The organism is Rhizobium sp. SRDI969 (genome assembly GCF_025152725.1).
Taxonomy (GTDB): Bacteria; Pseudomonadota; Alphaproteobacteria; order Rhizobiales; family Rhizobiaceae; genus Rhizobium; species Rhizobium leguminosarum_I.
On the sequence record NZ_CP104035.1, the window covers coordinates 440,564 to 459,404 of the forward strand.

The window sequence follows — 18,841 nt, forward strand, 5'->3', positions numbered from 1 at the left end:
ATTCACTATACAGCCGGCGTTCCAATAGCGGTAACACAGCTCAGTCCAGTTCTGTGTGATGTCATCCCGCACATGACCGGTATACGACTCCCTGCCGCTTCTCTATTTTCCGATTTCCTGAGCCCGATCCACGTAATTTCGGACAATCACTTTCCGGCCGCAGATTTCGGTCGGCTCGTCATCCGTCAGGCGAGGCAGGTAGCATCGCCGGCATACTTCGCTTTTCAAGAAGCCCTGCGGTTCTTTGTGCAAGGCGCGGACTGCATTCATTTTTTCGCCGTGCCAAATCTGGTGTACCGTCTCCGTCGTCGCGTCACCAATGACTTCGCGATTTTCCTCGTCGTTCGAGCACTTCATCACAAGCCCGTCGGCCCCGATGACGAGGCGCTGGTATTGCTGTGGGCAGGTGAAATTATCCAGATATTGAACGTCGGAATCGTTCCCGAGGTAGTCGATCAGCGGGTTGAAGGCGACAAGATCCACGTGAGGCGCAAAAGTTTCATAATAGAGATCCGGATTTTCCCTGATCGCCGGCCAGATGCCCTGCACCTTAATGACCGGACGGTGGAGCCCGCGCTCGTCTTTGTACTTCTTGATGTCCTTGATCTTGTCGAGTAGCGCCTCGAACTTGATCGGCTTGCGGATTTTCTCGTAGGTCTCACCGGTGCCGTCGATCGAAACGGTGATCCAGTCGATGCCGGCATCGACGAGCTGAGCGAAATAGTCTCTGTTGAGCTTGAAGCCGTGCGTCAGGGTCGAGACTTCCTTGATCCCATGGTCCTTGGCATAGCGCACACAGTCGGCGAAGCGCTTGTGCAGCGTGGCCTCGCCTCGCAGCGACAGACGGATCGCAGGAACCTTGCCGCCGATCTCATCGATGATACGGCAGTAGAGATCCCAGTCCATCCGCGTCGTGTTCACACTTTTCTTGAACTCGTCGCTGATCGTATAGCACATCGGGCAGCGCAGATTGCAGATCGACGCAAGCTCGAGATCGACCAGAAGCGGATAGTCCGAAACCTGCTGGTTCAGGGCATATTCCGACCATTTGCGACGGTAATCCGCGTATTCTGCTTCCCACCCTTCGCCCCGGAACTTATCGAACGCGGCTTCGCGCTCGTCCGTGTCCATCGAGTAGTTGCCCTTGTTGATCGGAACGTAACGTTCGTTCAATTTACGACTCCTTCATCATCGCGCGCATCCCGGCCGGCAGATCCCATTCCGGCCGCCATCCGAGAACCGTGCGAGCCCGCGTGATATCGGCCCGCACGTCAGGTATTTCATTCCGCCGAACTGTGCAAGATGACACCACAGGTAGAGCAGCGCCGGCAGCTTCTTGCAAGATGTCGATTATTTCCTGCACCGAATACGACATTCCGGAGCCGATATTGATGCAATGGTAGCCTTCCACGGCGTCCATGGCCTTGGTAAAGGCGCTCAGGACGTCTTCAACGAAGATATAGTCACGCCGGGGATTGAGATCCAGGACCTGTATTTCCTGCTTGGTCCGTATCTGGTTCAGAAGCGTCGGTATCAGAAATTCGGGGCGCTGCCCTGCGCCATATATATTGAAAAGACGCAATACTACCACCGGTATCTGCTCGTGCGTGGCGGCGAACTCACAAAGCTGTTCGGCAAGATGTTTGGAAAGAGCATAAGGGTTGTTCGGCCTGACCAGATCGCTTTCACGGATCGGCAGCCGGTCAGGCACTCCGTAAACATAGGCGCTTGCGAACACGAGTTTGGCCTTGTGCCGCTTGCACCAGTTCAAAGCATGGTGCGTTCCGAGGACGTTGGCGGCCGTGAAACTCGGTCCTTGGCTCCAGCTATCTGGAACAAATGTCCTGCCGGCAAGGTGAAACAGCGTGCGCGCCGGGGGAAGCTCCTGCCAAACCTTTTCTTCGCTAATATCTCCATGTGTTCGGTCAAGCGCAAGCACGTCAAAACCGGCCTCCTTGAGCCGTCTGACGAGACGGCTCCCGAGAAAACCGCCAGCACCGGTGACGATGGCATCAACCATTCAGGAACCTAGAGCGCATGGATTCGAACTGCTCGATCGCCAAGGCATAATCGTCAGGCCGTCCGATATCGAGCCAATAGCCCGCAAAATCTCGAACCGTGGCCGGTTTTCCGGCCGCAAGAAGATCAAGCATCAACTGATCAAAGCCGTAGGCGCCACCTTGTGGTATGTGCTCGACAGCCCTCGAAGACACCATGTAGACGCCCATGCTGACCTTGTATTCGGCCGTCGGTTTCTCTCGAAAACTGGTCAGCAGCCCGGCCTCGCCGGTGTCAAGAACGCCATAGTCTATCCGATGCTGACGCGTCTTGGACGAGATCGTGAATATATTCCCGTCGCGGACGTGAGCATCATGAAAATCGGCATAGTTGAGATCCGTCAGAATGTCGCCGTTCATCACTAGGAAATTCTCCGGCAGATCCTTTATCAGCCGCAGCGGCCCCATGGTGCCGAGAGGCTCGTCCTCGAGCGAATAATCGATGCGTACACCCCACCTGTCGCCATCCTGGAAGAAAGCCTTGATCAGCTCAGCCTGGTGGTTGACGGCAAGTGTTATATGCTGAAATCCGCCTGATATCAGCTGACGAATGATCACCTCAAGAATAGGATAGTCGCCGATCGGCATCAGAGGCTTTGGAAGCACGACGGTATAGGGCCGCAACCGCGTTCCCATTCCGCCCGCCAGAATGACTGCGCGCCTAGACATTGAAGATATCCGCCTTGTATCTCGCCAGGTTCTGCGGCTGACGCAGCCAGTCGATCGTCGCTTTCAGACCATCTTCCAAGCTGTAACGCGGCGAAAATCCTGTCAGAGACTTGATCAGGCTGTTGTCGCAGCACAGACGCTCCACTTCGCTATTTGCCGGACGCAAACGCTGTTCGTCGCATTCGATCTCCACGCTGACGCCGATGACGTCGGCGATCAGCCGAACGGTATCGCCGATCGATATCTCGCTGCCCGAGCCGATATTGACCGTCTGTCCGATGGCTTCGTCGCAGGCCGCGAGCGCCAGAAAGCCGTCGCATGTATCCTGGACGAAATTGAAATCCCTGGTGGGCGAGAGCGCACCAAGCTTCAGCGTCGTTCGTCCACTCAGAAGCTGTGAAATCACAGTCGGAATAACCGCCCTTGCAGATTGTCGCGGGCCGAAAGTGTTGAAGGGCCGTGCGATCGTCACCGGTAGGTCAAAACTCGAATGATAACTGTATGCCATCGCGTCAGCACCGATTTTTGACGCCGAATAGGGCGACTGTGCCTGCAGCGGATGACTTTCGCTGATTGGGACAAAGCGAGCCGTTCCGTAGACCTCGCTGGTCGAGGTCTGAATGACGCGGCCAACGCTGGCATCGAGAGCGCCCTGAAGTACATTCAACGTGCCATTAATGTTGGTGTCCACATAGCTGGACGGCGCCTGATAGGAATAGGGAATAGCGATGAGAGCGGCCAGATGAAATATCGTGTCAACGCCTTTTGCGATGGCACGCATTTGCGCCGGGTCGCGAACGTCGCCAAGAATGACCTCGAACTTGCCGCGATATTCAGACTGGTCCAGCCAGCCCCAGCTGGAAAACGAGTTGTACTGGCAAAGGGCGCGGACTTCGACGCCTGCCCTTGTCAGGGTTTCAACGAGATGGGAGCCGATGAAGCCGTCCGCGCCGGTCACAAGTACTTTCCTCATTTCAATAAGCCCTCAGAATCGCGGCGGTAGAGCATCTTTACATCCCAGGGGAGCTGGATTGCCGAAATTGATGGTTTTCGTTGCTGGCCCAGCATCTGGATGATCCCGACATTGTCTTCGACTTCGAACCGAATACCCTCAACCACCGAATAGATCGAAAAACGGCTGGAAATGCCGGCGCGGAGATAAAAGATTCCGGTGTTCAACAAGCCAGCCGGAATGACTACTCGCGCCCGATAATAACCTGGAGGCCGGGTGTCGAGGCGGCTTACGTCGAGTTCCGGATCGGACAGGCTGATGATCGGGGAATAACCATCCTCCATCATGATCTGCAGCCCGACGGAAAGCCCTGTCAGTGGCTCGCGCAGTTCATACTCCATCTCGACGATAAAATTCTTCGTGAGTTCAACGGTTTGTGCTAGCTCGCCGTCTTCGTATCGGATGGAAAGGCGAGAGATCACCGCCTTGCCGTCGACATCCTGTGGGTCGATTTCAAAATCTATCTTCCCGCTCAGTTCAGGCCGGTCGAGATAGGCGCGAATGACATCGGACGTACTGCCCACGGCAGCAACGCGACCGTCGGACAACAGAATGGATCGAGGGCAAAGACTGCTTACAGCCGTCATATTATGGCTGACGAACATGATTGTTCGGCCCGCCTTGGTCACCTCCCGCATTCGGCCCATACATTTGTTCTGGAAGTTGACGTCGCCAACTGCCAGAACCTCATCGACAAGAAGTATTTCGGGTTCCAGATGTGCCGCAACGGAAAAGGCAAGTCGAACATACATGCCTGAAGAGTAACGTTTGACTGGGGTGTCGATGAATTCGCCGATTTCTGCGAACTCGACAATTTCATCGAACTTCGTGCGAACTTCGGAGTGTGTCATTCCAAGAATGGCACCGTTTAAGTAAACGTTTTCGCGGCCCGTGAGTTCGGGGTGGAAGCCGGTTCCGACTTCCAAGAGGCTCGCAATCCTGCCTCGAATGCCAATATAGCCCGAGGTTGGACGCGTTATGCGAGACATCAGCTTCAGAAGGGTCGACTTGCCTGCCCCATTGCGACCGATGACGCCAACGATATCGCCGCGGGAAATCTCGAAGGAGACATCATCCAGGGCGTGAAAAATATCGTTCTTAAGTCGAGCCTTGTTCTGTCTGTCGGAAGCGTAATCCGACACGGAGGCATTGGGGTCCGGCAGATTGCGCAACCGCGCCCACCAGCTTTGGAGGTCACGGTACAAGGTGCCGTGATTGATGATACCCAAGCGATAGTGTTTGCTGACATTCTCGGCGTGTATAACGATATCATTCATCAAACGGTATCCATAGCGGTTGCCTCAGCCCGCGCAAAAAGTATCAAGCCGCCAATTATAATAATCAAAGTGGCCGCGACATTCGCCAGGCAAATGCTCAGAGGAAGCGGCGACGCGTCGAAAAGCGCCCAACGGAATACCTGAACCGGAGTCGTCATCGGATTGAGGTAATAAAACCATTGATATCGTTCGGGAACCTGGCTGAAAGCATAGACGACGGGTGTCGCATACATCCAAAGCTGCGTAACGAAACCGACGGCATAAACCAGGTCACGATATCGAACTGTCAGCGCGGAAACCAAGAGTCCCATTCCCACACCAAGCGTTGCAACATATAGCAAAATCAATGGTGTCGCGAAAGCGAAACGCAGGCTGATCACTATAGCATCCTGGCTAAGCCAGAGAACAAACGAGATCGTAAGCAGAAGCGTGAATTGGATGGCAAATGCGACCAGGCCGCTCATCGCGACTGCGAGTGGTACGACTAGCCGGGGGAAATACACTTTTCCAAACAAGTTCGAGTTTTTCGAAAATGTTTCTGAGTTATTGGTGAGGCAAGCTGAGAAATAATTCCAGATAATGGTGCCGGACATATAAAAGACAAGCGGGGAAATTCCATCGGTGGAGAGATTGGCAATCTTTCCGAAGACGATGTAATAGGTGATCGTCGTCAGTATCGGTTGTATAAGATACCAAATCGGCCCAAGCACGGTTTGCTTGTAGAATGTCGTGAAATCTCTTTTGAAGAACATCCAGATAAGTTCACGATATTTCCACGCAGTCGTCAGCCCGACGCTGATGGTGCCGGACGGCTTGATGACTATATCCCAGGGTTCGGTGCCGCTTTCCCTTTCCTGTTTTGTCACGTGACCTGTCATATTAATGCGCTCAAACTCTCCGTTAGCCGTTGCTCGTGCCATATTTTCTAGGGCCTCAGGGGACCGCATGGACCGACGCCATGTATCACGCGACTCGATCGAGGACACGCCCCAAAATTTCTCTCAGACGGTGGTCGAAATCTTCTTGCTTCCACAAGGAAGCTCTTTCAAGCCCCTTTTTGATCAAAGAGGAACGTAGGTCTTCATCTTCCCACAGGCGGTTCATTGCCCCTTGAATTTCCTCGACGGATTGCGGCGAGAAATAGAGAGCCGCGTCGCCGCACTGTTCACGCATACCATACTTGTCCGATATCAAAACGGGGCAACCGCACACCATCGCTTCAAGCGGCGGAATGTTTGTCGGGCCGAAAAAAGTCGGCATGACCAACCCTTGGGCACGACGATAAAACCCAGCCAGATCCGAATCCGGCACATAACCGACGAAATGAACCGCTTGGGAGAGGCCAAGCTCGCTCGCCATGGCTTTGACGGCCGCATATTCGCGCTTTGTGTTGCCCGCCAAGACCAGTTCCATGTCCGGATGAGTCCTGCGCGCGGCTGCCAGCGCTTGTATGAGCCGCACATGGTTCTTGTGGGGCCAGAATTGCGCCGGATAAAAATAGAATTTTTCCGGAAGTCGGTAGTGTTCGGCGAAGGCGGACGTCTCAACCGAATCTGTCAGATAGTTCGGAGCGATATAAGGCAGTGGACATATGTGATCTTCTGGCGTGCCGTAGCTTTCCATGACATGCCGCCGCCCGGTTTCGGAATCGACGAGCACGGCAGCACTCTGGTTCGCAAGGTGACGGAACCGGCTTTCTCTCAGTTGAAATCGCAACCAGCTTCCGGCTTCTGGAAAGCTGGGTTCATATCTGTGCATCAAATCGTGAACGGTTGCGATCGAGGGCTCCTTGATCTGCCAGGTCAGGACGTCTTGAGCCGGAAAAATCCACAGATCACATTGGAGAGATGCCAATTCACGCACGATTGGGTTCACCCATCTCGCGACGACGCGCGCTACGGACCCGGGCAGAACCATGAACAGCTTGGCAAGTGTCTCACCCCGCTCCCAGTGCTGCAGCGGGACGGCCTTCAGCGGGCTGGCATCAAGTTCAGAGCGCCAGGCTTCGTCACCATAGGCAACGATGACTTCCACGTCCGTGCCGTCGATTGAAGACAGGGCCTGCACGAGGCTTTGCGCGTACTGGAACATACCACCGGCATGGCGGCTTACTCCCAGATAGAAGCCAATCCTCTTCCGACGCAAGGTAATTCGGCTGTCCAAATGTATCGCCAACAGTCAGCCCGCGTTCTTGCGCGCTACGACACAGACGCCCCAGGTTTCGGTCCCCGGTGTCGAACTGGACATCCACTCTTCGGCAATCACACGGCTCATCCCAGCATTCGTCAGGAGACGATCTATCTCGTTCAGGAAGAGGTAGCGCATGCGGTGGGTTTCGCAAACCATTTCGGTCTTGGCGCTCAGCTTCTCCGTCGCGAAGATCGTGTAATTGACATCCACGATATTCTCGGCGTCATGCACCACCGACTCTGCGACGCGAACGACGGAAATCTCGTCGTTTTCCAAGCGCTTGACGCGGGTACTCGGCCGCTGCCAAAGGACTGCTGGTCCGTACCAGAAGTCGAATATGAAAATTCCGCCATCTTCGAGATGGTGGGAGACAGTCTCCATCATCGCTTCGAGATCGGCATCGGACGTCTGATAGCTCAGAACATGAAAAAGGGAGATGACCGCCTGGAATCGCCGATCCGTCCGGAATGTGCGTGCATCGCCCAGCGTGAAATCAAGTTTGCCGCCCGACTGTGCCGCCTTCGGCATGGCCGCCGCAAGCATGGTTTCCGACAGCTCTACCCCCAGCACCCCATATCCGTCTTCTGCGATCTTCTCGGCGTGAATGCCGGTGCCGGAGCCTAGCTCCAGAATCTGCGAGATCGGGCCGGTGGCATAACGCCCCAGCAGAGCTTTCACATAAGCTGTTTCGCCCTCGTAATCTTTGTCCTTATAGAGAAGGTCGTAATACTGGGAGTACAATCCGAAACTGGTCGTCAACGGATGACCTCCGCCACGATACCCGCGACTTCGCGAATTTGATCTTCCCTCAACGCCATGCCGCTTGGAATATAGAAGCCGCGGCGCGCAAGCTTTGCGGCGATGGGAAGACCTGCATCCTTGAAGAATCCCATCTTCTGCAGAACGGGCTGCTCGTGCATCGGCCAGAAAAACGGACGGCTGCCTACGCCTTTAGCCGCCAATCGTTTCATCGCTTCGGCTGCGTCGAAATCGATCTCGTCCTTCAGAACGATGCCATAGACCCAATAGATATTCCGGGCATAGCTTGTTTCGGGCAACGGCAGTTGAATGCCGGGCAGGTCCTGAAGCAGATCGGTATACAGTTTGCCCATCGCACGTTTGCGCTCGACGAATTCCGCAAGGCGCTCAAGCTGCGCGCAACCCAGAGCCGCCTGCATATTCGTCATACGCATATTCCAGCCCAGTTCCTCGTGAACGAAGCGGCGGGCAGGCAGGAAGCAGAGATTTCGCAGGCTCCGAGATCTGTCGGCAAGGGCGTCGGAATCGGTGACGATCATGCCACCTTCGCCTGTGGTAATGTGCTTATTGGGATAGAAGCTGAAAATGCTGACATCGCCGAAACTGCCGCAAGGCTGGCCGTTATATGTCTGTCCATGCATTTCTGCAGCGTCTTCGATGATCTTGAGGTCGTGGCGGCGGGCGATCTCGTTGATCGCGGTCATATCGCAGGGCAGGCCGTAGATATGTACCACCATGATGGCGCGCGTCTTCGGAGTGATAGCTGCTTCGATCTTCGTCGGATCGATATTCCAGGTGAGGGGATCCGAGTCCACCGCAACCGGCACACAACCGGCTCTCACGATGGCTGCGGCACAGGAAATGATCGTGAAGGACGGCATGATGACCTCAGTGCCTTCCTCCAGGCCAAGCGCCATCATGCCAGCGTCGAGAGCCATCGAACCATTCGCAACGGCGATTGCGTGCTTGCGGCCGACAGTCGCGGCAAACTCACGCTCAAAGCGTGTGATGAAGGGGCCCTCGGAGGAAATCCAACCGGTCTCGATGCATTCCAGCAGATACTTACTTTCGTTACCGTTCAGCAGCGGCTCATTAACCGGAATCATTCGGCACCCTTTATCTTCAGTTCGCGCACTGACGGTACAAATCGCGTCTTGTCGGATTCCCCGGCGTAAGGCCCCTGCTTGACTTCGATGATTTCAGCTTCTTCGATAATTTCAAAACCATGTCCGCCGAAGGCGAGCAGTATGACGTCGCCTGCGCGCAGTATGGCGCTTTCGTAATATTCCTGCGCGTCGGAATAGAAGTCCACGCGGACTACGCCCGACTTTATAAGCAGGACTTCCTTCGTGTAGAAAACCTCGCGCGCGACGGCGTTGTGAACATGGGGTTGGATGACATAGCCCGTCGGTCGCTTCATATAGGCGAGTTGCTGCGAAAATTCGTCCGGCGTGAAGAATTGGATGCCATCGAACGTGTAGTTCGACCGCAATATCATGGCCTGCAGTTCGCCACCGTTCGTGATCTTTTCTATCATGTTTCTCTTTCCCAAATCGACCGATGCGTCAGGATGTCGCCAAACCGACTACTTTGCGTATGCGCTTGACCCCGGCCGAGAATACGAGCTTGTAAAAATCATTCATCCGCCGGCGGCGCATCTTTGCGAAAAAGCCCAACACGCGCAGTCGCATTTGTTCGTTAACTTCAACATCGATCTTTTGCAATTTCCCCGGCGCATGCCCGAGGTTGCCCGCGTAATAATCGACATCGCTGCAGTGGACTCCGCTGTCGTCAAACCCTGAGTTCTCCACAAGGCTCTGGCGAGGATAGAGGGTCAGCATATTGTCCAGATAAGCGCTGGCATGCCACCTGATCGCCCAAGATTGATTCTTGCCTTTGACTTGATTGCGCAGCATCGCGATGAAAAAGGCGTTCCCACCGTAGTCGAAAGCTTTGGCAAGGCCTTTCTCTTTCAGGCCCATCAGAAGCTTAGCCCCATTGGGTTCGAAATGTTTCCATGCCCGGGCCCACGTGGCCCATCCCCAACAGTCCGCCCCACGTAGGAAATAGCTCTCGGGAGCATCGTCATTGGGGACTGGATAGGCGTAACCGTGAATGCTGGCGACGCGCTCCTCATCTGCATAAAGATCCAGCCCCTGGTTCATATAGCGCAAGAAGTCAGGCGAAGTTATCAGATCATCCTCGACGACGATGACGCGGCCATATTGTTCGCACAGGCGGCCCACGCCATCGATGATAGAACCTGCAAGGCCATAATTTCTTTCACGTTCGACGACGGTGACCGACTTGAAACCCGTTACCGCCTTTGCCTGTTCACGGACCTGGCGCACGCGTTCCGCTTCTTTTTCATTGCGCTGACCGTCGCAAAAAATGAACAGCGGCGTCTGTTCCGCCAATTCGTTTGCCTGCAATGCAGCGACGGTTCGTGCCATATGCATGGGACGATTGAAGACAAAAAGTATGACTGGTGCGCATTCCATGATTATTCCCAGCATTTCCTGCGTTGCGCAAACTGCTCGAGCCTATGCACGAATAGGGTCTCGGCTTCGAGCCGCTCCGTGTCGATCGCCTTTAGCTGCTTACGCCCTTTTTCGATCAGATCAACTGCCACCGCAGGATCCCGAATGCGCAACATTGCTTCGGCCCACTGCTCTGCGTCATTAGCGTCGGCAAACAACGCCGCATCGCCGACCTGTTCATTGAGATGCGCCGAATAGATCAACGGGCGGCCGACTGCCCAGGCTTCCAACGGCGGTAGATTGGTCGGGCCAAAATAAGTCGACATCACGACGGCCAGAGCGCCTTCGTAAAGCGCGCGCATGTGATCAACCGGCACAAAGCCGAGAAACGTCACATTGTCAGAGACGCCTAACCGCTGCGCTTGCTGCTTGATCCGGGCCAAATTACCGCTGTCCGCACCCGAAAAGACCACGCGTATGTCGGAATTAACGGCCGTCTTTTTCTTTAACAACGAGACCGCTTCAAGAATGCGTATATGGTTCTTATGAGGCCAGAATTGCGCGGGATAGAAATAATAGCCATCCCTCAGCCCGTAATTGCCGAGCACGGCTGTCCGATCGATCGAATGCGCTTCACTTAAGAACGGAGAGGGCTCGAACGGCATCGCAATCATGCGCTCTTCGTCAATTCCGTAGCGAACGACGATTCTCTTCAGTAGCTGATGTGATGCCACCATGACGGCGACGGCACGTGGCAGGCATGTGGAAAAGTGCCGCTCTCGTTCTTCGAATCTGCCATCGGAGCTCACTTCTGGAAATTCGAGATCGTCCCGATGACAGAGATCAAGGACGGTCGTGATGTAGTTGAGCTTGCGGAAATAGGTCGGAGTTGAGGAATGGGTAACGAAATACGCTAGATCCATGCCTGCTTTCAGCAGCGCATTTTCGATTTTGCTTGCCATCCACGCTTTGCCAATTTCCTTGCGGCTCAGGCGGCGCAACACGGCGAGTGCAATTCGAGATAGCCTTCCGGCGGCAGGCAGGTATTCTGCGGGAACTTCAAGCCGCTTGAGATGCTGCAGATTGGCTTTGATCGTCGTGAAAGCCACGACCTCATGCTGTTTTCCGATGATACGCTGGAGTTGTACTATCGCATTGATTGCTTGATTGAATCCGCCACCGACCTGAATCGGGTTTTCTAACAAGATGCCAATTTTCATGCTTTGACTAACCTCGGCGTCTGCGCCAGCAGACGGCTACTTCACATTTCGATCAGGCCGGAGAACCGCGTCGTTTTTTCACAGATAATCTGACACTGCGGATCTCGCTCCTCAATTTCTCGTCCCCATTGTAAGAGGGTCACAGCCAGCGGATGCTGTCACGAATTGATCGTCAGGGAGATCCGCAAAACGGCGCTCTCACCAATTGGCGCGAGGGGCATCCGCGTCATCCATTCAGTTGCACCTAATTAATTCCTGGTATTCGCCTTAGCATATCCTGCGATCACGACAACACCCACAACGGCCCGGTCACAAGCAAAGTTGGACCTGTGTGGAGGGTGTCGTTGCAAACTCGAGACGGTGATCGACAATTTCTTCTATGGTGCTTGAATGGCCATCAAAATCTGGAGCGGGAAAGCAAACTGAAGGGCAAGGTGACCTCTTGCCCGATGTGTGCCAATCTCACGTCAACCGCGGAGATTGACGATACTCATTTCGCCAGCCTGGCCGCAGTTACATGGGGGTTGCACTCGTTCGGCCGTTTCCATAAACACGACCCGAAGATTGTATCGAAAGACGATGTGAAAAAATGACGAAAACCGCGCTTATTACAGGGGTGACCGGTCAGGATGGTGCCTACTTGGCCGAATTGCTTCTGAGCAAGGGCTATACGGTGCACGGTATCAAGCGGCGGTCGTCGTCTTTTAATACCGGCCGCATCGAACATATCTATCAGGATCCGCATGAGACACATCCTCGTTTCATCCTCCACTATGGCGATATGATCGACTCGACCAACCTGCTGCGGATCGTGCAGCAGACGCAGCCCGATGAAATCTACAATCTTGCCGCACAAAGCCATGTGGGCGTCAGCTTCGAAACGCCTGAATATACGGCGGATGCCGATGGCGTCGGGACGTTGAGGTTGCTCGAAGCGATCCGTATCCTAGGGCTCGAGAAAAAGACCCGATTCTACCAGGCGTCGACCTCGGAACTCTACGGTCTTGTGCAGGAAGTGCCGCAGAACGAGAAGACGCCCTTTTACCCGCGTTCTCCCTACGCCGCAGCCAAGCTCTATGCCTACTGGATCGTCGTGAATTATCGCGAGGCCTACGGCATGCATGCGTCGAACGGCATTCTTTTCAATCACGAAAGCCCGCTTCGCGGCGAAACCTTCGTCACGCGCAAGATCACGATGGCGGTGGCTGCCATCCATCTGGGGCGACAGGATAAGCTTTTCCTCGGCAATCTTGACGCCAAGCGTGACTGGGGCCACGCGCGTGAATATGTCGAGGGCATGTGGCGCATGCTGCAGCAGGACAAGCCGGATGACTACGTCTTGGCGACCGGTGAGACGACGAGTGTCCGCCAGTTTGTGGAGTGGGCTTTTGCCGACGTAGGCATTGCTTTGGAATGGAAGGGGTCCGGCGTCGATGAAAAGGGCTATGACGCCGCGTCCGGTGCGTGCCTTGTAGAAATCGATCCTCGATATTTCCGCCCGACAGAAGTCGATCTTCTGCTTGGCGACCCGACCAAGGCACGTCAGAAACTCGGCTGGCAGCACAAGACGCCGGTTCGCGAGCTCGCCGCTGAAATGGTACGGGAGGATGTCAAGCACTGGAAGGCTCAAAACAGCCGGAAAGAGATCTGAGTGTACGACCTGTCCAACAAGAAAATCTGGGTTGCCGGCCATCGCGGTATGGTCGGCAGTGCTCTTGTGCGTCGGCTTCAATCCGAAGATTGCAACGTCATCACGGCCACGCGCCGGGAGGTCGATTTGACGCGGCAGGAGGAGGTCGAGAAATTTGCTGAAGCAACCCGACCTGACGCGATCATTCTCGCCGCGGCCAAGGTTGGCGGTATCCTCGCGAACGACAGCTATCCCGCAGAATTTATCTATGACAATCTGATTATCGAAGCGAACATCTTCGAAGCCGCCCACCGGGCGGGAGTGGACCGGCTGCTGTTCCTGGGTTCAAGCTGCATTTATCCCAAGCTCGCTCCGCAGCCGATTCCCGAAGAGGCTCTGTTGACCGGTCCGCTTGAGCCGACCAACGAATGGTACGCGATTGCCAAGATCACCGGTATCAAGCTCGCGGAAGCATACCGTAAGCAATACGGCCACGATTACATTTCCGCCATGCCCACCAATCTATATGGCCCAGGCGATAATTTCGACCTGAATTCCAGTCACGTGCTGCCTGCGCTTATCCGCAAGGCGCATGCCGCGAAACTTCGCAATGACCCGCATATGGTGGTCTGGGGCACAGGAACCCCGCGCCGAGAATTCCTTCACGTCGACGACTGCGCCGACGCGTTGGTGTTTCTCCTCAAAACCTATTCGGGCTCGCAGCACGTCAATGTCGGCTCGGGCACAGATCTCGAAATTATCGAATTGACGCGTTTGGTATGCCGCGTTGTCGGTTACGAAGGTGAGATCATTCATGATCTTTCCAAGCCTGATGGCACGCCGCGAAAATTGATGAGCAATCAGAAGCTGCAGGACATGGGCTGGAAACCGCGCATTTCGCTTGAGGATGGCATCCGCGCTACTTACGCTTGGTTCCTTGAGTTCGAAAACAGATCTGATCCAGCGGTCTGATACCAGGTCGGTGATGACCGGCATTCCCTAGGCTATCCCGTGAATGATGGCAGCAGACCCGCACGGCAGCCGGAGCGAGGAATGCAGCGAATGACCTTCCGTTTTGTCGTAACGGGTGGCGATGCGCCGAAACTGCTTGAGCCGGCTGAACAGAAGCGATCTGGGCTTGCCCGCCAGAATGGCCAGCAGGTCCGGAATGGCCTTGTAGCCTGAAGCTCCACCACCCGTCGGGATCAGGCCGAGAGGGCGGTTCGATCTGCAGTTTGCCGACGAGCAACTCGAGTAGCGGCGGTCGGCAGGACAGTTCCGCCATTGAGGCGGGAGAGCCCGATAGGGCTAGCGCGGTAAGTATTGTGGAATATGCGAATATGCGCATATTCTGCGACTGGCGCTGCCAGACAAGACCGGTCGCGGGCCTCTGGGGGGATCCCATGGAAACAATCGTCGAGGACGCCCATGCTGGCGTCGTGTCGCCCGAACTCGTGGTCGATGCACTGTTTGCATGCCGGAAGACGGCAGCGATCAGGGCGGCCATTGAGCTTGATCTCTTTACTCATATCGGCGAGGGCAAAACGGCCGCATTGCTGGCGTCGGCGACAAGCGCCTCGGAGCGTGGGGTGCGCATCCTCTGCGACTATCTCGTGGTCCACGGATTCCTGACAAAGGAGAGCGGCCAGTACCGAATGACGCCCTCGACCAGAATGTTCCTCGATCGCAATTCGCCAGCCTATATGGGCTCTGCCGTCGAGTTCGTCGCTGCACCCGAAATACTCGACAATTTTCTGTGCGATCCGGCCGCCATCGTGCGAAACGGCGGTTCGGCCGGACTTGCAAACCTTTCGGCGGACAATCCCGTCTGGTTGAAGTTTGCGCGCGGCATGGGCTCCTTCACGGGGCTCAGCGCCAAAATACTCGCTGACGAAATCTCCGGCTGGACTAGGCATCCCAAGAAAGTTTTGGACATTGCTGCAGGTCCAGGCTTTTTCGGGATCGAAATTGCGAAGGCCCTTCCATCGGCGGAGATCGTCGCGGTCGACTGGGCCGCCGTGTTGGAGCTGTCGAGGCAGAATGCGGAAAATGCCGGCGTGTCTGACCGGTACCAGACAATTGCCGGCAGTGCCTTTGATGTGGAATGGAGCACGGGTTATGATCTTGTCCTGCTCCCGAATTTTCTGCACCATTTCGATCTGCCGACCTGTGCCCAACTGTTACGAAAGATCGTCGCGAGCCTTGCAGAGGGTGGTCGGATCGTCGCGGTAGATTTCGTACCGAACGAAGATGGCGTGTCGCCGCCTTTTCCTGCGGCCTTCTCTTGGGAGATGCTCGCCAGCACGCCGGCGGGCCAGGCTTATACGCAAAGTGAACTGACTGAGATGGCAGGACTGGCCGGTCTTGCCGGCGTCATCGTCAAACCCTTGCCGCCAACTCCGGCAAGCCTCATCCTGTTTGAATAGCAGCAAGAGGTTGGCGCTCCCATCGTCCTCTATTACACGGGCGTGCCGTCAAGGCTGGCAGATGAACGTCATTGACGCAATCCCGGGCACGCTGACGCTCAGGGATGCGCTGCAGGGCAACTATGCGACCGCTGTCTGATCAACGTGACCCAAATGCACGCCGGCTCGATCGAGCTCAGCGACGTCTGGTATGAGGACGGGAAGTGGAAGGCGCTCATTGTCTGCTTCCAGTTCATGCGCGATGAGAACCAACTCACCGAGTCGATGGGGTAGTTCACCGTCTTCCCGGCGTCTGGCCGCTTAATCTGATGGAGAGGTGGAAGACGTTCGACCAGCGTTCGGCTGAGAACTTGCAGTTCGTTCGGATTGCCTGGCGTGCGGCAGTACCAGGAAATTGAGGAGACCGCCGCCCCGTAGGTCGGCGCTTCTCTTTTCCAAAATGTCACCAATCAAGGTCGTCAGAAATTCTGCCGTCAGATGGGTCCAGTCTGTCATAAACGGAACACCCCCGCTGCTGGTGAGGCATTTCTCCTTGTCGTAGTCGCAGTGAAGCTTGATGATATCGACGTAGTTGAATGCAAGATCAGAAGGGAAAAATGGCAGTTGCGCTATGGTCTGGTTGGCTGGTGGATAGGTCGCCAATCGCAGGCACGTAGAGGCATCAGATTTTGTCTGAAGCATTAGCCCCAGGCACGAGTGCAAGTCGTCTAGCTGGAAATAATCTCCGAAGACGTAAATTCGCGCGTTATCCGAGTGGCTTTTCATCCAGGAAAGAAGCTCAAACCTAAACGGGTTGACAGTGTACTCAAAAGGCCGATGACTCGTCAGGAATATCGCTTTCGTTCGGCTGAGCAATGACTTGTCGTTGATATATTTTTCAAAGGGAATGCAGTATTTGTCGTAAATGCTGGCGCGAGAGGGGGCCTTAACAATATCGTTCTTGATCTCCACCATGCAGTTTAAGTAGCTGATTGCCACGACTTGATATCGGTCCGCATCGATGTAACTTTTCAGCGCGACTGACCAGTTTCTGGCGTACGAGTCACCAATTATGAAGATAACGGGCTTCCCGGCTTGAATGTTGTTGTTCAAGCTTAGAAAAGTGCTTTCGAGTCGTGCTTCGTTCGTCTGCGCGAGAGATGGATAAACTTGATCCAACCTGTGAGGAAAACCGGCCATAGAGACTGCTGACACAACAGCAGCCGTGATGGTTACAACTGATGAGCTTAGGTAGATCCAGAGAGCGCGGCTTCTCCTGGTGCGGCGAAGGGGCTTTTCGATAACGACAAAGCTGACCACCGCGACCAAGACCGTCGCTGCGATGGCGAGGAGCTTATCGCCATTGTTGAAATTCAAGCTTGTCAGCCGCGCGAAGGCGAAGACCGGATAATGCCACAAATATAAAGAGTAGGATACTAATCCGGTGAGCGCCGCAGGTCGAGAAGCCAACAGGCGCCCGACCGCGTCCTGCTGACTGGTGAATGCGAGCACCAGACAGGTCCCAATGACCGGGATCACAGTTACCAAGCCAGGATGAATCGTGTCCTTTCTAAACAAGATGAGCGAACCAAGAACGAGGATAAGCCCGGCCGCCGCGAGTAACGGCCGAGGGCGAGTTCGTCCACGCCCCACCTCGTGATAGGCGAGAAGCGTTCCGGCCAGCAGTTCCCAAGCGCGGGTGAGTGGCGAGTAAAAGGCTTGTTGCTGATCATACCGTACCGTCACGACACACAACACAAAGCTGAGGGATGCCACAAGCAACACGCATGGCAAAAACCTTGATTTCAGGTATCGGCGCACGATCAGCAATAAGAGGGGAAACCCGATATAAAATTGCTCTTCGACGCTCAACGACCAGGTGTGAAGAAAGGGCTTGAGAAGGGTGTTGGGCTCCCCGTACTGGGCCGCAGTAAAATAGAAATAGATATTCGATCCGAATAGGAGCGACGAACCTATGGAATTCGCGAAATCCAGAAGTTCCGATGGTAATAAAAGGTAATATGCAAAGGGCATTGTCGCGAAAACGACTGCAAACAACGCCGGCAGAATTCTTCGCGCACGCCGAGCATAGAATTTGAGGAAATCAATACGCCCCGTTGCTTCGATTTCTGTCAGCAGAATTTGGGAGATCAGAAAGCCACTGATCACAAAAAACACATCGACGCCGATGTATCCGCCCTGCAGCAACGTGTGGCCGGCAACCGTGAACTCGGCGTGATACAGAATAACCGCGATCACCGAGATGGCCCTTAAGCCATCGATCTCTGGTCTGTGAACCTTCAATGCTAGCGCCTGCCTTCGATATCCAGAGCGTAACGTTGTCGCGCCCAACATTGGCGCTTTTGGGCTGCCTAACACAGAGATCCTGGAGGGAGAACAGTATAGCCTGATAAGATCTGCGGGCGCGGCCGATTTCAATCTTTATTATCAGTGCTGTTGTAAATCAGCATTCCGGAACCTCATTAGTCTGCATTTGTTTTCCCAGTCGCTGACCAATTTTGTCTACGGGCCGTTCCAGAAGCGACAAGACGTCAGGCCGAAGCCGAAATCAATAGAAATCGAAATAAGCGCGTGTAATGCGTAAATGCTCGCCCGAGCCAAGATGTCAGCTCCGCTGACATCTTGCGCCCGTCGATTTAAATGATCAGGGCAGAAAAGGAAGCAGGCATTGGAGGAAGGGACGGGGAGGGCAGATAAAAGCAAAAGCGTTTCACTGGAAAAATCAACGCTTAAAATTTGGCTGGGGAACCTGTATTCTCACATCATGTCAATGGCTTATCGAAATACCCTCTGTTTTCCCGCCGCGAGCGACCGTGGATGTCACCTTTGTGCCCTGGCTTTGGGCCTCAGTCAACAGGAAGGCTATTGCGGCAATTATTTCCGCTTTCGACCCAAAGCGGACTTTATAGACACGTTCGCTGAAGGGCACTTTTGCCCCACCTTGCCCGCACTGGCGATGCCTGAGGCGTCAGATTGTTTCTCGTGGCAGCGTCTTGCAGCAGTCTGCTGGCCTGCTGGACCGACCGACTGAGTCAGGCCAACCGCCAGATCTGAAACTGGCCCTTGCACGGCTGGCATTTCCGACGATTGCCACGCCTTACGGTATCGCCGCGGTAGAGCG

The 18,841-nt window shown here is 54.9% G+C and carries 17 protein-coding genes; 4 read left to right on the plus strand and 13 right to left on the minus strand.

Annotated elements, in window-relative coordinates:
• Window positions 1-102: 102 nt before the first annotated feature.
• The 12 genes from N2A41_RS02155 to N2A41_RS02210 form a co-directional block, all read right to left on the minus strand.
• Entirely contained in the window at window positions 103-1,173 is a 1,071-nt protein-coding gene (locus tag N2A41_RS02155; protein ID WP_025393231.1) for a radical SAM/SPASM domain-containing protein, read from the minus strand.
• 1 nt (window position 1,174) lies between these two features.
• The gene (locus N2A41_RS02160; protein ID WP_260110128.1) at window positions 1,175-2,020 is read right to left on the minus strand and encodes an NAD-dependent epimerase/dehydratase family protein; all 846 of its coding nucleotides are present in this window, start codon (window positions 2,018-2,020) and stop codon (window positions 1,175-1,177) included.
• Window positions 2,013-2,726, minus strand: coding sequence for a nucleotidyltransferase family protein (locus tag N2A41_RS02165; RefSeq protein WP_260110129.1), 714 nt, complete (start codon window positions 2,724-2,726; stop codon window positions 2,013-2,015). Before N2A41_RS02165 ends, N2A41_RS02160 begins: the two co-directional genes overlap by 8 nt.
• Window positions 2,719-3,699 carry an NAD-dependent 4,6-dehydratase LegB gene (locus N2A41_RS02170; RefSeq protein ID WP_260110130.1) on the minus strand — a complete coding sequence of 327 codons (981 nt, stop codon included), beginning with the start codon at window positions 3,697-3,699 and terminating at the stop codon, window positions 2,719-2,721. Before N2A41_RS02170 ends, N2A41_RS02165 begins: the two co-directional genes overlap by 8 nt.
• Complete coding sequence (locus N2A41_RS02175) at window positions 3,696-5,015, minus strand: ABC transporter ATP-binding protein (protein WP_260110131.1); 1,320 nt, start codon at window positions 5,013-5,015, stop codon at window positions 3,696-3,698. The genes N2A41_RS02170 and N2A41_RS02175 overlap by 4 nt, the downstream gene beginning before the upstream one ends.
• Window positions 5,015-5,893, minus strand: a complete 879-nt coding sequence (locus tag N2A41_RS02180; protein ID WP_311202885.1) for an ABC transporter permease — start codon at window positions 5,891-5,893, stop codon at window positions 5,015-5,017. The genes N2A41_RS02175 and N2A41_RS02180 overlap by 1 nt, the downstream gene beginning before the upstream one ends.
• Window positions 5,894-5,978: 85 nt before the next feature.
• Entirely contained in the window at window positions 5,979-7,178 is a 1,200-nt protein-coding gene (locus tag N2A41_RS02185; RefSeq protein WP_260110133.1) for a glycosyltransferase family 4 protein, read from the minus strand.
• Window positions 7,179-7,193: 15 nt separating this feature from the next.
• Window positions 7,194-7,964: a class I SAM-dependent DNA methyltransferase gene (locus N2A41_RS02190; protein WP_260110134.1), complete on the minus strand. Its 771-nt coding sequence runs from the start codon at window positions 7,962-7,964 to the stop codon at window positions 7,194-7,196.
• The gene (locus tag N2A41_RS02195; protein WP_260057355.1) at window positions 7,961-9,070 is read right to left on the minus strand and encodes a DegT/DnrJ/EryC1/StrS family aminotransferase; all 1,110 of its coding nucleotides are present in this window, start codon (window positions 9,068-9,070) and stop codon (window positions 7,961-7,963) included. The genes N2A41_RS02190 and N2A41_RS02195 overlap by 4 nt, the downstream gene beginning before the upstream one ends.
• Window positions 9,067-9,501, minus strand: coding sequence for a hypothetical protein (locus N2A41_RS02200; RefSeq protein ID WP_260110135.1), 435 nt, complete (start codon window positions 9,499-9,501; stop codon window positions 9,067-9,069). Before N2A41_RS02200 ends, N2A41_RS02195 begins: the two co-directional genes overlap by 4 nt.
• 28 nt (window positions 9,502-9,529) lie before the next feature.
• Window positions 9,530-10,465 (minus strand): glycosyltransferase family 2 protein, encoded by a 936-nt coding sequence (locus N2A41_RS02205; protein ID WP_260110136.1) that lies wholly within the window; start codon window positions 10,463-10,465, stop codon window positions 9,530-9,532.
• Between the two features lie 2 nt (window positions 10,466-10,467).
• Entirely contained in the window at window positions 10,468-11,664 is a 1,197-nt protein-coding gene (locus N2A41_RS02210) for a glycosyltransferase family 4 protein (RefSeq protein ID WP_260110137.1), read from the minus strand.
• A 589-nt stretch (window positions 11,665-12,253) separates the two neighbouring features.
• Between N2A41_RS02210 and gmd the strand changes: the two genes are divergently transcribed.
• The 4 genes from gmd (at window position 12,254) to N2A41_RS02230 (ending at window position 15,720) form a co-directional block, all read left to right on the plus strand.
• Window positions 12,254-13,315: a GDP-mannose 4,6-dehydratase gene (gmd, locus tag N2A41_RS02215; protein WP_017967134.1), complete on the plus strand. Its 1,062-nt coding sequence runs from the start codon at window positions 12,254-12,256 to the stop codon at window positions 13,313-13,315.
• Window positions 13,316-14,266 carry a GDP-L-fucose synthase gene (gene fcl / locus N2A41_RS02220; RefSeq protein ID WP_311202874.1) on the plus strand — a complete coding sequence of 317 codons (951 nt, stop codon included), beginning with the start codon at window positions 13,316-13,318 and terminating at the stop codon, window positions 14,264-14,266.
• Window positions 14,267-14,356: 90 nt separating this feature from the next.
• Window positions 14,357-14,479 carry a hypothetical protein gene (locus tag N2A41_RS02225; RefSeq protein ID WP_260110138.1) on the plus strand — a complete coding sequence of 41 codons (123 nt, stop codon included), beginning with the start codon at window positions 14,357-14,359 and terminating at the stop codon, window positions 14,477-14,479.
• Window positions 14,480-14,697: 218 nt separating this feature from the next.
• A complete protein-coding gene (locus N2A41_RS02230) occupies window positions 14,698-15,720 on the plus strand; it encodes a class I SAM-dependent methyltransferase (RefSeq protein WP_260110139.1) in 1,023 nt (340 codons plus the stop codon).
• Between the two features lie 300 nt (window positions 15,721-16,020).
• On the opposite strand, the gene N2A41_RS02235 is transcribed toward N2A41_RS02230, so the two are convergent.
• Window positions 16,021-18,003: an acyltransferase family protein gene (locus N2A41_RS02235; protein ID WP_260110140.1), complete on the minus strand. Its 1,983-nt coding sequence runs from the start codon at window positions 18,001-18,003 to the stop codon at window positions 16,021-16,023.
• Between the last annotated feature and the right edge of the window lie 838 nt (window positions 18,004-18,841).